The 15,650-nt window shown below is 60.9% G+C and carries 14 protein-coding genes; 9 read left to right on the top strand and 5 right to left on the bottom strand.

Translation table 11 applies throughout. The features are described 5' to 3' along the window. Positions 1 to 159: 159 nt before the first annotated feature. The 4 genes from QGN30_RS24555 (at position 160) to QGN30_RS24540 (ending at position 4,174) form a co-directional block, all read left to right on the top strand. On the top strand, positions 160 to 1,008 hold the full coding sequence (locus QGN30_RS24555) for a bifunctional methylenetetrahydrofolate dehydrogenase/methenyltetrahydrofolate cyclohydrolase (protein WP_248923646.1): 849 nt from the start codon (positions 160 to 162) through the stop codon (positions 1,006 to 1,008). A 126-nt stretch (positions 1,009 to 1,134) separates the two neighbouring features. Beyond that, positions 1,135 to 1,440: a bifunctional 3-phenylpropionate/cinnamic acid dioxygenase ferredoxin subunit gene (locus QGN30_RS24550; RefSeq protein ID WP_248923418.1), complete on the top strand. Its 306-nt coding sequence runs from the start codon at positions 1,135 to 1,137 to the stop codon at positions 1,438 to 1,440. 506 nt (positions 1,441 to 1,946) lie between these two features. Continuing rightward, complete coding sequence (locus tag QGN30_RS24545) at positions 1,947 to 2,858, top strand: VOC family protein (RefSeq protein WP_248923419.1); 912 nt, start codon at positions 1,947 to 1,949, stop codon at positions 2,856 to 2,858. 224 nt (positions 2,859 to 3,082) lie between these two features. Continuing rightward, entirely contained in the window at positions 3,083 to 4,174 is a 1,092-nt protein-coding gene (locus QGN30_RS24540; RefSeq protein WP_248923420.1) for an S-(hydroxymethyl)mycothiol dehydrogenase, read from the top strand. Positions 4,175 to 4,269: 95 nt separating this feature from the next. On the opposite strand, the gene QGN30_RS24535 is transcribed toward QGN30_RS24540, so the two are convergent. The 5 genes from QGN30_RS24535 to QGN30_RS24515 all read right to left on the bottom strand — a co-directional run bounded on the left by QGN30_RS24535 (position 4,270) and on the right by QGN30_RS24515 (position 9,691). Beyond that, positions 4,270 to 5,493: an anthranilate synthase component I family protein gene (locus QGN30_RS24535; protein ID WP_248923421.1), complete on the bottom strand. Its 1,224-nt coding sequence runs from the start codon at positions 5,491 to 5,493 to the stop codon at positions 4,270 to 4,272. Between the two features lie 23 nt (positions 5,494 to 5,516). Beyond that, positions 5,517 to 6,062 carry an aromatic-ring-hydroxylating dioxygenase subunit beta gene (locus QGN30_RS24530; protein WP_248923422.1) on the bottom strand — a complete coding sequence of 182 codons (546 nt, stop codon included), beginning with the start codon at positions 6,060 to 6,062 and terminating at the stop codon, positions 5,517 to 5,519. A 74-nt stretch (positions 6,063 to 6,136) separates the two neighbouring features. Next, positions 6,137 to 7,483, bottom strand: coding sequence for an aromatic ring-hydroxylating oxygenase subunit alpha (locus QGN30_RS24525; RefSeq protein WP_248923423.1), 1,347 nt, complete (start codon positions 7,481 to 7,483; stop codon positions 6,137 to 6,139). A gap of 107 nt (positions 7,484 to 7,590) precedes the next feature. Beyond that, a complete protein-coding gene (locus QGN30_RS24520) occupies positions 7,591 to 8,394 on the bottom strand; it encodes an SDR family NAD(P)-dependent oxidoreductase (RefSeq protein ID WP_248923424.1) in 804 nt (267 codons plus the stop codon). Between the two features lie 61 nt (positions 8,395 to 8,455). Continuing rightward, on the bottom strand, positions 8,456 to 9,691 hold the full coding sequence (locus tag QGN30_RS24515; protein ID WP_248923425.1) for an NAD(P)/FAD-dependent oxidoreductase: 1,236 nt from the start codon (positions 9,689 to 9,691) through the stop codon (positions 8,456 to 8,458). Between the two features lie 237 nt (positions 9,692 to 9,928). Between QGN30_RS24515 and QGN30_RS24510 the strand changes: the two genes are divergently transcribed. The 5 genes from QGN30_RS24510 to QGN30_RS24490 all read left to right on the top strand — a co-directional run bounded on the left by QGN30_RS24510 (position 9,929) and on the right by QGN30_RS24490 (position 15,461). Further along, positions 9,929 to 11,188: a CaiB/BaiF CoA transferase family protein gene (locus tag QGN30_RS24510; RefSeq protein ID WP_248923426.1), complete on the top strand. Its 1,260-nt coding sequence runs from the start codon at positions 9,929 to 9,931 to the stop codon at positions 11,186 to 11,188. 98 nt (positions 11,189 to 11,286) lie between these two features. Then, positions 11,287 to 12,615 (top strand): cytochrome P450, encoded by a 1,329-nt coding sequence (locus tag QGN30_RS24505; RefSeq protein WP_248923427.1) that lies wholly within the window; start codon positions 11,287 to 11,289, stop codon positions 12,613 to 12,615. Further along, complete coding sequence (locus QGN30_RS24500) at positions 12,608 to 12,901, top strand: ferredoxin (protein WP_248923428.1); 294 nt, start codon at positions 12,608 to 12,610, stop codon at positions 12,899 to 12,901. The genes QGN30_RS24505 and QGN30_RS24500 overlap by 8 nt, the downstream gene beginning before the upstream one ends. Continuing rightward, positions 12,898 to 13,761 (top strand): alpha/beta fold hydrolase, encoded by an 864-nt coding sequence (locus QGN30_RS24495; protein ID WP_248923429.1) that lies wholly within the window; start codon positions 12,898 to 12,900, stop codon positions 13,759 to 13,761. The genes QGN30_RS24500 and QGN30_RS24495 overlap by 4 nt, the downstream gene beginning before the upstream one ends. Before the next feature lie 56 nt (positions 13,762 to 13,817). Continuing rightward, positions 13,818 to 15,461: a flavin-containing monooxygenase gene (locus QGN30_RS24490; RefSeq protein WP_248923430.1), complete on the top strand. Its 1,644-nt coding sequence runs from the start codon at positions 13,818 to 13,820 to the stop codon at positions 15,459 to 15,461. The last annotated feature ends 189 nt before the right edge of the window (positions 15,462 to 15,650 follow it).

Raw genomic sequence — 15,650 nt, 5'->3', positions numbered from 1 at the left:
GTTCGCGACGGTTGCGGCGACGCCAATGGTTGTGGTCCCAGTCGCTTGGTATCACGCTTGCTCGCGTTCGTTGGTTCGCGACCACTGTATTCGGCTAGCTCCCAATGGAAGTGGTTTGTTCTGGTGCATGTAGATCCTAAGCTCGCTCCCATGGACACCGTGGGCGCAGTCACGTTGGATGGCAAGGTTACCCGGGACGAGATTTTCGTCGACCTCACTGAGCGGGTGGCGGCGCTCACCGCGGCGGGCCGTAGGCCCGGGCTGGCCACGATCTTGGTTGGTGATGATCCGGGGTCGCAGGCCTACGTGCGCGGTAAGCATGCCGACTGCGCGAAGGTGGGCATCACCTCGGTCCGTCGCGATCTGCCCGCCGACATCTCCGAAGCCAAGCTGAACGAGACGATCGACGAGCTCAACGCCAACCCCGAGTGCACCGGCTACATCGTGCAGTTGCCGCTGCCCAAGCATCTCGACGAGAACGCCGCGCTGTCGCGCATCGATCCGGCCAAGGACGCCGATGGCCTGCATCCGATGAACCTGGGCCGGCTGGTGCTCAACAACCCGGCCCCGTTGCCGTGCACGCCGCGCGGCATCGTGCACCTGCTGCGCCGCTACGACGTCGAGATCGCCGGTGCGCACGTGGTGGTCATCGGCCGCGGTGTCACGGTGGGCCGGCCGTTGGGTCTGCTGCTGACGCGCCGCTCGGAGAACGCGACGGTGACGTTGTGTCACACCGGAACTCGTGATCTGCCGGGGTTGACCAGGCAGGCCGACATCATCGTGGCCGCCGTCGGGGTGGCGCATCTGCTGACCGCCGACATGGTGCGCCCGGGGGCCGCGGTGCTCGACGTCGGGGTCAGCCGGGTGGACGGCAAGCTCGCCGGCGATGTGCATCCTGACGTGTGGGAGGTCGCCGGATACGTGTCGCCCAACCCCGGCGGCATCGGCCCGCTGACCCGCGCGTTCCTGCTGACCAACGTCGTCGAACTAGCCGAAACGCAGGGATAGAATCATCGCCCTGCGCCGGCTCGGCGTGGAAATAGGAAAGTTCCGTTAGGCGGATCGCGGACCTTTCCTAGCCCCTGGCTATTGGTCCACGCTTGGTAAACAATGCGGCGGTGAGGAAGCGATCAGGTGTGGAAGCGGGCATGCGCGGTTGACGAGGTCGCCTCTGGCGAGGCAATCATCGTCGACAATGATCCTCCGATTGCGGTCTTTCATGTGGACGGCGAGTGGTTTGCGACCGAAGACCGCTGCTCACATGATGATTCGTCGCTGGCCGATGGTTATGTTGAGGGCGCTGTCGTGGAGTGCGCCTGGCACTTCGCCAAGTTTTGCCTCCGGACTGGCAAAGTCCTGGCTCCGCCCGCTCGACTTCCCCTGGCGACATTTGACACAAAGGTGGATGGCGGGGTCGTCTACGTCAACGTCAAGTCGTGACGAGTAGCTGCCTAGTCTTGGCAGATATAGACTCCGCCACCGGCGGCAATCAGAAGTCCGGCCCTGGTCAGTCTCGGCCAAGGTTGCGCGCGTAGGCGAGTTCGGTGATGCGCGGGTCTGTGCTTGAATTGCACGAATTGCCTTGCATGTCAATGTGTTTTTACTTTGCGCTGCATTGCATGCCGTCGCACACAGATTCACACCACGGACGGTGGTGAGGTTGACTCGACTCTAGCGCCAAGCGCAAAACCGTTGCCATTGAACATCGCCCGGGCGAAGAGATATTCATCCGGTGTCCCGTCCGGCAATGCGCCGGACTAGTTCCCTTGCTTCTTGATCGTGCGTCCTGACCGCCCGTACGGTGCCGTGAGAGACTCCTGGCGAGAATTGAGTCGGCGCTGGTCATTGTGGTCGTTCGACGTCAAGTCCGCCTAGCGGAACGCCATTCGGATGCTGAGCGCTCTTGCTCTTTACGATTCGACCAGCGACAGCCTGGAAGGACACTAATGGGTGCCAAAAGCACAGTAACCGCACTGGGTTATGTTGTTGTCACAGCCGAAAATATCCCAGCATGGAAGTCATTCGCCGAGTCAGTGCTGGGCTTGCAGCTTAATCGTTCGCTGACAACTGACGAGACATCAGCACTGTATTTCAGAGTGGACGATTGGGACTGGCGGATCGCTATCGAGCGCGGAGATGACGGTGGCTTGTCCGCGCTGGGATTCGAAGTCGAAACCCTTCAAGCTCTTGAAGATTTGCAGGCGCGCCTTGCAGCTGAAGGCGTTTCGGTCGAGACCATCCCCGATCTCGCCACGCGTCGGCGGGTGCTCGCGGCCTTCCGGGCGAAGGATCCTGACGGCAACGTAGTCGAATTCTTTTGCGGCGGAAGTAAGGGACGCACCCCTTTCGTATCACCTCACGGCGCACGCTTTGTGACCGCCGAACAGGGCCTGGGACATGCCGTGCTTGGGGTATCCGACGTTTCGCGGACAGAATGGTTCTATGGCGAGCTGCTGGGCTTTCGGCTCAGTGACGTGATCAGCGTCGGCCCGATGACTCTGTACTTCACTTCGCCGAACTCGCGACACCATACGATTGCATATGGCGATATGCCGCCGCTCGGTCTCCAGCACATACTGCTCGAGGTTGACGATATCGACGCGGTCGGACGCGCTCTTGATCGTGCCCACGACGACGCTGGGGTACCCATCATTGCCAGCCTCGGTCGTCATACCAACGACCGAATGTTGTCCTTCTACTGCGGAAGCCCGTCCGGGCTGGTCGTCGAATATGGCTGGGGCGGAAGAGTGCTCAGCGAGGAATTGCGCACCACAGAGTTCTACGCGCAGGCGAGCGTATGGGGCCATCGTCTCGCAGATGGCACGGATCCCAGTGCGATTCAAGGCACCGGTCACTGATGAACGACGAGGACGGGCGATGGATGCACGGACCTATGAGCATTCTTTCTCGTCGTACAGGGCAAGTAACGCATTGGGGGCAGACATCGGATACACGTGCGTCTGGGACCGGTCGGCCAGCTGCGAGTAGGAGAACCCTTGAAACACCCGCGGCCCCACCAGCTGTCGACTCCCGCGCCAACGGCAGAGCGTGCGCGAGTCGCCCTGCAAGAGGGGATGTTTGAGTGAGTTCGACGCACGAGGTACGTGGGATTGTCGCCAAGGCAAAAGCTCAACGCGTTTCGCTGGAACGCGTACTTGTCCCCGATCCCGGCCCCGGCGAAGCGCTCGTCAATGTGAAGGCGTGCGCCCTATGCCGTACCGATCTTCTTTTCTGCGACGGCGAAGTCAGTGACACGTTCCCGTTCCTTCTGGGCCACGAGGCGGCTGGGATCGTTGAATCGGTCGGTGCGGGTGTCGACCATCTTGCGCCGGGCGACCTGGTCGTTCTAAATTGGCGCGCCGTTTGCGGACGGTGCCGGAACTGCCGCCGTGGCCGACCTTGGTGCCTGGCTCCACTGAACGCAAAGCAAAAGATGACTCTGCTGGACGGTACGCCATTGGCGGCAGTGCTCGGCATCGGCGCATTTGCCGAGAAAACGCTGGTGTCAGCCGGACAGTGCACTAGAGTGCGCCCTGGCGCCAACCCGGCGACAGTATGCGTGCTCGGATGCGGGGTAATAGCCGGGATAGGTGCGGCCGTGAACACCGGCAACGTCAGCCGGGGTGATTCCGTAGCAGTGTTCGGCTGCGGTGGTGTAGGCAACGCGGCGATCGCGGGGGCCTGCTTGGCGGGTGCCGTCACTATCGTTGCCGTGGACATCGACGAGCGGAAGCTGGCTCTGGCGAGGACGTTTGGAGCGACGCATGTCGTGAACTCGGCGCTCACCGATCCAGTCGACTACATCCAGTCGGTTACCGGCGGACGCGGCGTTGACGTGTCAATCGACGCAGTCGGTGTTCCTGCCGTGTACCGGCAGGCATTTGAGGCTCGCGATGTGACAGGCACGCTGGTGCTGGTTGGCGTTCCGGAAAAGGGGCTGGCGGTTGAGCTTGCCCTGCGGGATCTGTACGCGCGCGGCGGATCGCTTCGGGTCAGTTGGTACGGCGATTGTCTACCGGAGCGGGACATTCCGCCCCTGGTCGACCTGCATATGCAGGGCCGGCTAAATCTCGATGACTTTGTCAGCGAGACAATTCCTCTCGACCTGTTACCAGACGCGATACATGAGTTCGAACGCAGCGACGCGCTGCGTTCGGTCGTCGTCTTCGACTGAGATGCTGCAGCCTTCAGCTGCGGCTGTCAGCGGTACCGTGTCGGATTTCTTGGGAGCGGCACATGTACTCTCTGGTGCCTTGCTTGATGTTGAGCTTAAGGTCCCGAGGCAGTTGCGCGTTCGGTGGGCGAAATCGCTGGCGCAGTGTTGAGGCCGATGTTGCTCGGGGGGTAGCTCAGAATAGCCGCCTTCATCATCAGTTCTGCCCACTCAGCGTCCACCCGACTGCTCCACGTGATGCCAGAGCCGACTCCGTAGGAGAAGCAACCAGAGCGATGCAGATGGGCGGTACGGATGGCGACGGAGAATCGTGCGCGAAATGGCGCGTTCAGCGGAGCGACGATGCCGATCGCGCCGCAATAGAGACCCCTCGGCCGACCCTCAAGTTCGCGGATTAGCCGCATCGTTGACGCCTTGGGCGCTCCGGTCACAGATCCACTGGGAAATAAGGCTCTAAACAAGTCGACCAGCTCTAGATCCGCCGGCACCGTCGCGACTACATCGGAGGTCATCTGCCAGACAGTCTGATAGCGTTGTGTTACAAGTAATTTAGGTACTGTCACCGCTTCTGCGATTGTGCCAAGGTCGTTACGCATCAGATCAACAACTATGATGTTCTCCGCACGCTCTTTGGGATCCGAGACCAACTCCGCGGCATAGTTGCGGTCTTCCTCGGGCGTTTGGCCCCGAGGTCGTGTACCTTTCATCGGCCTGGTGAGCACTTGGTCTCCGACCCATTCGAAAAACAGTTCTGGACTGGCGCTGACCACAGCGAAGTCACCGCAGTTCAGATAAGCGCCGTACGGGCAGCGTTGAGCGAGCAGCAGCCGCTTGTAGAACGAGTGCGGACTGCTTCTGACGTGGCCGGAAATTGTCGTGCTGAGGTTGCACTGATAGGTTTCGCCGGCGGCGATCGCCTCCTTTACCCGGTTGAAGGCGAGCAGATATTCATCAACCGACCAATCCAAGCTCCAGTGCGTGGACGCCGAAACGTTGGTTCCGGTGCCGATGCTGACGCCGGCAGGCGGCTGGCCCAGCACGGGATGGCGCGTCAAGCCGAACCACGCCAGCGGCACATCAGCAGGCTGCCGCGAGTTTCCCGTCGATATTGCCGCCGCCAGAACCGGATTCAGGCCTGCGGCGGCTTCATAGGCGAGGAAGCCAAACGCCCACCATCCACGTTGTGTGGCCTCGGTAAGCTGCGCCAGGACATCCGGCACTTGATCGGCGGTAGTGGCCAACAGTTCAGCATCATGCTCTGGAAAGACGATGGATGTTCCGGTGGTGAGATCGTCGAACCGTGCGATGCCGCCAGCCATACCCTGTTCTGAACTGTTGGCGTTCAGAACAGGGTGCTGAGGTTGCGCGAGAGCAAAACGGTCTGGTCGAGCAAGATATGGCGCCGAGCGATCAGAAACGAATCGCCGTGTCGGCGCAGTGTATCCAGGCGGCGCCCAACCCACGAGTCGACCTCTGACCTCAGCCGTGTCCGGTAGACGTGAAAGCAGGACTCTACGTCCAACTCCGCGTCGCGGTCGTCGGTGACGCGGACATTGGTGATCAGGTGCCGTGTACGCGAAGGCGGGTCCTCTGCCCATGCCGACCCGCTGTCGAACTTTCGCTGCCTAAGAACCAGTGTCGCTTTGTCATCGTCGAAGTAGGCGGCCTCTCCGGGCTTGGTGAACTCCTTGTCCAGTTCGCGGCGCAGCCGGGTACGGCGGATCGGCATGAAATAGTGTGTGTCGTCGGTGAACAACGCAACCCACTTCTCAAGCTCGTAGTTGTCCAGCAAGGCAGCTTCGTCGTAGTAGAACTGCTCAATCTGATACTGGCGCAGAGCGACGGTAAGAAGGCCGGCTTGGGCGCTGTCTGCCAGATCAGCGGTCATAGTTGTCACCTGTCGGGTTTATCGTGGGTTTTCTTGCACGCATTGGGGTTGTGGGCTAGGGCTGGCGCACCGAACTAGAGCGAATCAGGCGGCGTGGTCGCCGTTTTCAACGCAGCCCAGTCGAGGCCTTTCATCCATTGAACCCAGCACTGGTAGGTCCAGAGTTGGGCGTGCTCGTTTGAGGTGCCTTCGATCCGGCACAGATCGTGTTCCCTGATCACCTTGCCCTGGCCGAGGTTCATGTTGAGAAGCTGAGGAATTTGTGCGCTACGTTGGCCGCGCACCTGCATCGTTGACTGCGCCCAATTTTCGCCGTCCTCCTGCTCGAACAGACCCGCCGGCCCGAATCCGTGGTTGGTGAACCACAGGCTCATTGCTTGCTGTTGCGGAGAGGCGTCCACGTCTTTGAACGTGTACCACCAGATTTCGGTTTTGTTCGGACTCAGCGGAATTCGCAGCGCGACCTGTGGGCCGCTGGAGGAAATCCACAGATTGGGGAAGATGTTAGGGTGTCCCCCGATCCGCAGGCCTACCGGGCCCAAAAGCTGCTGTGCGCGGGCGCGTTCCCGCCAGGACTGGTCAACAAATGGCGAAACGATGGAGTCGGCGGTTGGTCCGCCGATCCCGTGCCCGTATTCGCCTATGACGGCGATTTCATCGAGGCCGGACGCTGCCGCCGCGGGGATGTCGAGCTGCTCGCCGGCGCTGTCGGTGGCACCGCCGGCTTCTACCCCTTCTGATTGTGCTCCGGTGATAATGCTCATAGCTGACATGTGCGTCACCTGAGCGTGGTAGAAGTCAAAGGTGTTGTCGACGGCGAACTTCCAATTGCAATCGATAACGAACTTCTGGACGCCGGGAACGATCTCCAGATTCCTTGCGGCGATTAAGTCGATTCCGAGACGACCCGTGGGGCCGAGGTAATCCTCCAGCGGGGGCGCGGATTCGTCCATCGTCGCGAAGATGAAGCCGTGGTAGTTCGCCAGTTGGGCCACCCGCCGCAGACCGTGCTTCGACTTGTCGAGATCACCCTTGTAGAAGAGATCCGCGTTGGGCACGCCGACGAGGCTTCCCTCCAGATCGTAAGTCCAGCCGTGATAGGTGCACATGAAAGCCCTGGTGTTGCCTTCCTCGGCGCGGCAGACGGCATTGCCTCGGTGGCTGCAGGTGTTCAGTACCGCCTTGATGCTGCCGTCACGTTGGCGAACCGTCAGCACGTGGTCGCGCCCGACCGGGGTGGCGAAGAAGTCGCCGCGCTTCGGGATTTGGCTCTCGTGGCACAAAAAATTCCACGCGCGCCCGAAGATCAGGTCAAGCTCGCGCTCGAAAATGTCGGCATCGGCAAATATTCGGCGGTTGATGCGGCCCGTTTCCAGGGAGACGAATTCGTCGAGCCCGGGCGGCGCAATCTGTGGGGTCATGGCTCCTCCTTGGCGGCAACAGTGCCACGCAGAAGAAAAAGGCCCCAGGTGTTTGTTCCGCGCCATGGAACTCTCGCTTGGCCAGCGCGCTGGCCGCTACATGTCTGTCAGGGTGTCGTACGGGCGGGCGCCCCGAGCATTCCGTGCATTTCGAAGATCGCGCCAGTAGTGGTGCGAGACTCGTTCGATGCGAGCAGAACATAGGCGGCAACGTAGTCTTCGGGCAGCGGCACATACGGGCGCCCGATCATTTTCGCAAAGCCTGCTTCACCTCCCAGCGAATCGATCACGTTGTGCAGCTTGAGGTCTTGCTGGCCGAGGGCGGCAACACCGCCGAGATCGGTCGACATCGCTCCGGGCGCCACACCATTGACCCGCACTTGACCTTGTAATTCCCATGCCAGTTGGGCAATCAGTCCCCGGATGGCGTGCTTTGATGCGATGTAGAGTGCGCCGCCCCCACCGGCAAAGTACGCGCCGTTCGACAGGGTGAAAATCATGCTGCCCGCTGATTCCAGCAGGGCGTCCACACTGGCCCGTGCGCCCAGCACGAGGCCCTTGACGTTGACCCGAAATAGCTGATCAAAGGCTTCGGACCAGCTTTCCAACTGCACGTCGAGAAACGAGGTGGCGAAATCCCAGACGCCGGCGTTACCGATAAACGTGTCCAGATGTCCGAACGCCGAGATCGTGGCCGCTACGGCTTTGGCGTTGTCGGCGGCTGAACCGACATCGCCGACTGTGACGGCGACGCGGTCACCGAATTCCGCCTCGAGCTGTGCGGCCTTTCCGGGACTTCGCTCGAGCACCCCGACACGGGCGCCCTCGGCGATGAAACGGACCAGCACCGCGCGGCCGAGCCCAGATCCCGCGCCAGTGATTAAGGTGACGTTGTCGGTGAGCTTCGTCATGACCACTAGGATCACACTGCGGAAAGCTCAGCTGTGGTGTGTCGTGCCGCCCGTCGAAACGCTATCTGCCGGCCGAGGCCGCAAGCCGACGTAGGTCGATCGTTTCGTCGGTGAGTTCGGCGGGATTGACGACACGACCTTGTTCGATGAGCTTCATCGCCGCCCGTACGTCGCGAGGGCGGTTGACCGCCACGATGCAGCTGATTCGGCCGTCTCGCAAATAAATTACGCTGAATGACGAGTCGCTCATGTCGCCACGCAGCAGGCGAGTGTCGCTGGCTTTCGGGTGCCCGGCCAACTGAAGATTGAGATGATACTGGTCCGACCAAAACCAGGGCACTTCCTCGTAGCGGGCAGTCCGGCCCAACATCGACCGTGCGGCTGTGAGCGCTTGGTTCTGTGCGGTCTGGAAGTGCTCGAGCCGCACCCGCGATGCTAGCCAGGGGTTGGGATGACGCGCGACTTCGCCGGCGGCGAAGACATTCGGTGCCGAAGTCCGGCAGTAAGCATCGACCACAATTCCGTGATCGGTTTCGATGCCAGCGTCGTCGGCGAGTTCGCTTGCCGCAATGGTGCCAACACCAATTACCACCAAATCGGTATCGAACGCGGTTCCATCGACGGCGATGACCTTTCGCACGTGGCCGTGCTCGCCGCGGATCTCGGCGACCGCGGTTCCGGTTCGCAGGTCGACGCCACAGCTGCGATGGACAGCGGCGTAGAACTGGCCGATGTCGTGGCCGAGCGCGCGCCCGAGCGGCACCTCCGCTGCTTCGAGCATCGTCACCGAACATCCTGCGCTGATGGCCGACGAGGCAAATTCAGCGCCGATGAAGCCGGCCCCGATGATGGTGATGCGCGGTTGCTCGTGGAGTCGCTCGCGGATTGCGAGCGCGTCGTCAAGGGTCCGCAAATAATGCACTCCTTCCAGCCCCGCGCCGGCGACCGGCAAGCGGCGCAGTCGTGAGCCGGTAGTGAGCAAGATGCGGTCTGCGATCAGCGTGGACCCGTCAGCGAACTCCACCCCGCTCCATCGGGGCAGAAGCCGGGAAACTGTTGTGCCCAACCGTAATTCGATGTTCTGATCAGCGTAGTGATCTATCGGATGCAGGTAGGTGGATTCGACCGATCGAACTCCCGCGAGAAGTTCTTTAGACAGCGGTGGTCGTTCATACGGCGGGTGTGGCTCCGTGCCGATCAAAACGATGTTGCCGTCGAACCCCTCATCGCGCAGTGCAAGTGCAGCCCGTCCTCCGGCTAAGTTTGCACCAACGATTGCGTACGTTGTTTTGGGCACCGCGACAGCGTGAAAGCACGACTCCATTCGCGTCGATGCGAGTGTGCCACCGTCCGGAACCAGTGCGCATCTAACCCCTTGGCACAGCGGGTTCACGCCCGTGTTCCTTCTGGCTGAACAGGTGCGTTTGTCATCGCGACACCCACCGATAGTTTCAATCCCGCGACAGGCGGCGTCAATGGTCGCATAACGATGCCGAATGAATCGCGCAAACGCGGGGAAAGGATGCGAACGGCAGTGAGTGATCACACGAGTTCGGTGACGCAAGGGACCGCGCCGAAGCCCCTTGACGGTATACGGGTCGTAGAGTTCGCCACGCTGATCGCAGGCCCATCTGCCGCATCGATGCTGGCCGCGCTCGGGGCTGACGTCATCAAAGTGGAGCCCATCGCGGGGGATCCTGCCCGGGGCCTGGTGGCCACCGCTGCGCCGGACCGTGTGGCGCCGGCCTTTGTTGCCAACAACGTTGGCAAGCGATCGGTGGCGATCGACTTGAAGAGCAGCCAGGGAGCACAGATCGGTCGACGGCTGATCGAGTCGGCTGACGTCGTCATCGACAACTACCGGCGTGGGGTCATGTCGCGGCTGGGCTTGGATCCGGATGAACTTGTGGCACAGAACAACCGCTTGGTGTGGATCACCATCGCGGGGTTCGGCCCGGAGGGCTCCTGGGCGGACCGCCCGGCGGTGGATCAGATCGTGCAGGCAGAGAGCGGCATGATCGGCACAACCGGCACCCAAGATGTCGCAGGCTACAAAACCGGCTATCCGGCAGTCGATCACACTGCTGCCCATATCGTCGTTCAGGCCGTGCTCGCACTGCTGCTGAACCGGCACAAGACCGGCCAGGGACGGCGGCACGTAGTTTCGCTCTACGGGGTCGCCCTAAGCATTCAAACCACACCCATGACTGACTATCTCATCGCCGGAACGATTCCTCAGCGGGCGGGAAACGCCGGTCCGCTCAGTGCTCCTGCGGACTCGTTCCGTGCCGCCGACGGCGAGGTCATGATTGTCGCCTATCAAGAGGCGCACTGGCAGCGTCTCTGTCGCTGTCTCGACATCACGAACCTGCTCGATGACCCGCGCTTCAATACGCCGCTGAGCCGCTTGAGAAATCGGGACGAGCTTCGCGTGGAGATTGAGCGGTCAACGGCTAATCGCAAATCTGACGAACTGGCGGAGCTACTGGACAGCGCGGGAGTGATGGCTTCGCGCATACGTAGCTATCCCGAAGTCGTTGAATCCGAACAGACCCGGATGAACAAACTTGTCGTCGACGTCATCGGTGGTGGTGGCAATCACTATCGGACGATTCGCCAGCCCAATGATGTGTTTGGTAACGATACCCAACGTTATCTGCCGACGCTTGGTCAACACACCCTGGCGGTGTTGAACGAGTTGGGGTTTGACGCCGAGGAGGTCGACCAGCTGCAGCACGCAGGTGTTGTGGGTTGTAAAGAGTCAAGTGCCTCAGCGCCGCCTAACGGGCGTTAGATGGCGCTGGCGAACCGCGACCGACCTCATATGCCTTGCGCGGCAACCAAACTAACGTCAGGACCCGATCATCAGAACACGGATTTGGAGGTAGGAAAATGGTGGTCGGCACCGCGCCGCGGGTAGCAGATGTACTTGACGTTACCTCGTCCGAGGACTACGCGCGATATGGTCATCCCTGGGCATCTTTTGACCTGCTGAGACGGCAGGCTCCGGTGTTCTGGTACGAGAGGCCCGGGTTCGAACCGTTTTGGGCTATCACCCGTCATGACGACATCACGATGATCTCGAAGTCGCCGGAGATTTTTTCCAGCGCCCAGCGCATTCGCATCGAGGACGTCGACGCCGTCGACGCCGAAAACGACTTCCGCGAGGCGCGATCCAAGCAGACCGGGTGCTCGTTCGGGGCCCCGATGAACATGATGTCGATGGATCCGCCGGTGCACCGCAGCGTACGTCGAGTCGCCTCCCAGCACTTCACGCCGCGCGCGGTGGCCCGGCACGGATCGGTGTTTCGGGCATTGGCCGAGCGGTACGCAGAAGATCTGCTGCGCACATTGGTCGACGCCGACGGTCAGCCTCGCAACTTCGTTCGGGAGTTCGCCCAACGTTTGCCGTTGTTCGCAATCTGCTCGCTGGCCGGGGTGCCCGAAGCCGATTGGCCCAGAGTGCTGCACTGGATTGGGGCGCGGGTGGATCCGGCCGAACGTGCCTACGCGATCGGGGATTTGCAGCCCGAGGAAGTTCGGCAGGTCAATCTGCGTGAGTTCGATGAATACTTCCTCGACCTGGTGGCCAGCCGGCGTCGTGAGCCACGAGACGATCTGATCACGGAGCTGGTCAGCGGCCAGATCAATGGCGAGCAGCTCAGCGACCGCGAGCTTCTCGACTATCTTTTATTCTTGATCAGCGCCGGCAATGAGACGACCCGGTCGGCAACCACCATGGGCGTCGAGGCACTCCTGCAGAATCCTGATCAGCTGAACCGGTTCCTCGAGGGCCCCGCCGAGTTGTCGGCTTCCATGGTTGACGAGATCATCCGATGGTCGTCTGTGTTCATCCACTTCAAGCGAACGTGCCTCGAAAAGGTGGAGATTCGCGGCCGCGAAATCCTTCCCGGCGAGACCGTAGCGATGTTTTACCCGTCAGCCAATCGCGACGAGGACGTGTTCGCGGACCCATATACCTTCGACATCACTCGTGCGCCTAACCCGCACTTGGGGTTTGGCCGAGGTGAACACCATTGCCTCGGGGTAAATCTCGCACGCGCCGAGATGCGAGCACTTTTTGAAGCGCTCGCTCCGATCCTTCCCAGTCTTGAGTTGGCTGGACCGCTCGAGCGGGTTCCTAACCGGCTTGACGTCCTGATGGCACGCGACTTGCCCGTTCGACTCAGACAGTCCGCGGGAAGGGGCCTTGATGCATAACGCGGACCAAGAGGTACGTGACGCGTCGGGCCGTCGCCTGGTCGTCGACCGAACGCTGTGCGAGGGACACGCGATCTGCGAGGTCGTCGCACCCCAGCTGTTTGAGGTTGGTGATGACGATCAGACGCACCTCCTGGTGAGCAATCTTGAAAACGATGTCGTCGCCGCCGCCGAAAGTGCGGTTAGCGAATGTCCACGGGGTGCATTGTCCTGGCTGCAGGACACGGAGGCCGTCTCAGAAACCGGATGGTGTTTTGACACCGAGCCATCTGGAGAGGCGCTATGAGTTCGGTTGTGCTTCGCCCTGACGGGACGTCGATTCACTACGAGGTCTTCGGCACCGGAACGCCACTGCTTGCCCTCGCGCCAGGAATCGCGAACAGCAGCATTATGTCTTGGAAAACTGCCTTCTTGGATCCAGTGACAGCGTTCGCCGACGACTACATGGTCGTCGCTATGGATCAACGGTGTGCGGGGCAGAGCACTGGCGGGCTGGCGCCGTTCTCCTATACACAGGCTGCTGCCGACCAAGTCGCGGTGCTCGACGCACTCGGCGTAGACGCTTGCGCAGTTCTCGGTGAATCCTTCGGCTGCACATACGCTTTGCGGTTGGCTACACAATGTCCCGATCGCGTCAAGGCGGTTACATGCGTACGCCCAACGGGGCTTTCCCCAAGCAATTCGATTGGGTCATTCCTGGGCCTGTTTTCTGAGACGATTCGTTACGCAAGAGCGTTCGGTATGGACGCGGTTGTTGACGCCGCAACGGCAGCGGCCCCGTTGGAAGACAATCGTGCCGCCGGGCCGTTCGGGCACCGCGTAGCGACCGATCCAATTCTGCGCGATCAGCTCGCGCAACTACCTGTAGAGCGTTACATCGCGCTGATTGTCCGCTTCGCACAAGCTCTTTGGCCCGAGGGCAACCCATTTTTCAGCGTCAGCACCCAGATGCTGGGCAAATGCGGGGCATCGGTTCTGATTATCCCGGGCCCAGTGGACGAGCGGCACCCCTCGGACCTCACTGACGAGTTATGGCGACTGGTGCCGAATGGCACGCGGCTTCCACCCGGCTGGACGGCCGGTATCGACTCCGCACGCGCCGCCGAGGCGGTCAGGGATTTCTTAAGACTGAACATGGTTCGTTAACACACTCCGCACCACGCGGATGCACTTGACAAGACCTAAGACAAGATGGGCGGAAGATGACAACTACCAATGGTTCGATCGACCAGGGCGTCGAAGATGTGGACGTGGTCGTGATAGGCGCCGGGTTCGCTGGCATGTACATGGCTTACCGGCTACGGGAGTCGGGATTCCGTGTTCACGGATACGAGGCAGGCAGCGACGTCGGCGGAGTGTGGTACTGGAACCGGTACCCGGGCGCGCGTTGTGACTCCGAATCGCTGTACTACTCCTATTCATTCCTCGAAGACATCGAACAGAGCTGGCCGATCCAAGAGAGGTATCCCAAGCAACCGGAGATTCTGAGGTATCTCAACCACGTTGCCGACCGGATCGAGATCCGAAAGCACTTCAGCTTCAATACGCGTGTTGTGTCATTGGTGTTCGACGACGCTGCGAACCAATGGATCGTGACGACTGAATCGGGTGATGTTCAGCGCTGCCGCTGGGTGGTGACCGCAATAGGCTGCCTGTCCAAGCCTATCGAACCCACCTACGTCGGCGAAGAGACATTCGCTGGTCGACTCCTCTACACCAGCCGCTGGCCACACGAACCGGTGGACTTCGGCGGTCAGCGAGTCGGTGTGGTGGGCACCGGTTCGTCGGGAATCCAGATCATCCCTGTGGTCGCCCAGGATGCGGCTCATCTCACAGTTTTCCAAAGAACAGCGCAGTTCACCCTCCCTGCCGCAAATGCTGTCCTACCACCAGATTTCGTATCGATGTGGAAGAAGAATTACAGGGAATGGCGCCGGCGTGGCAGAGAATCGGTTGCCGGTGCACCATCGCCATCGCCCTGCGTGTCAGCCCTCGATGTTTCCGATGAACAGCGAGTGGCTGCCTACGAAGCTTCATGGGAACAGGGCGGATACGTTTTCGCGTCGGGAACGTTCAATGACGTGTTGACCAACGAAGCCGCCAATGAAACAGCTGCGGACTTCGTGCGCTCGAAAATCGATGAAATCGTGCGCGATCGGCAGGTGGCAGATCGTCTCAAGCCCTACGGGTATCCGATTGCGACCAAACGTATTCCACTCGACACCAACTACTATGCGACGTTCAACCGCCCCAACGTCGAACTCGTCGACATCCGGCAGACTCCGATCGAGCGCATCGTTCCGACCGGCGTGCAGACGACCGAGGCATTGCACGAACTCGACATGTTGATCTATGCCACCGGATTTGACGCGATCACCGGGCCGCTATTGGCGATCGACATTCGCGGCCGTGATGGGATCAGACTCGCCGACGACTGGAAGAATGGGCCGCAGACGTATATGGGTCTGTCAATCCCCGGCTTTCCCAACCTTTTCACCATCACCGGCCCCGGCAGCCCTTCGGTGCTGGGGTGCGTACCGGTGACCATCGAGCAAAACGTGGAGTGGATCAGTGACTTCTTGGTCTGGGCTGGCGATCGCGGAGTAACGCGTATCGAGCCATCTCGATCGGCCGCGCAGCAATGGACGGCGCACGTCCAAGACCTCGCCGACAAGACGCTCTATCCCAACACCGCCTCCTGGTACACCGGTGGAAATATCGAGGGGAAGCCGCGGGTCTTTCTGCCATACGTCGGTGGTTACAACGGCTTCCGCAACAAATGCGATGACATTGCCAACCGCGACTATGACGGTTTCGATCTGCGCTCGGACGTTGCCGCACTGTAGTCAGCAGGCCCGGCCGGCAGCTGCTGACCAGCCCACCAGCAAGGAGAACATCATCTATGCCACTTGACGCCGATACTGTAGAGCTGCTATCCCAAATGAAAGCGGCTGGTATAAAGCCTCTTTCGGAGCTTACCGTGACTCAAGCCCGCAACCAGTCCCCAAAGCCACAGCCTGGAGCGGGTCCGGCGA

It is taken from the genome of Mycobacterium sp. 3-98, assembly GCF_035918355.1.
GTDB lineage: Bacteria > Actinomycetota > Actinomycetes > Mycobacteriales > Mycobacteriaceae > Mycobacterium > Mycobacterium intracellulare.
This window is presented reverse-complemented; position numbering and strand designations above follow the sequence as displayed.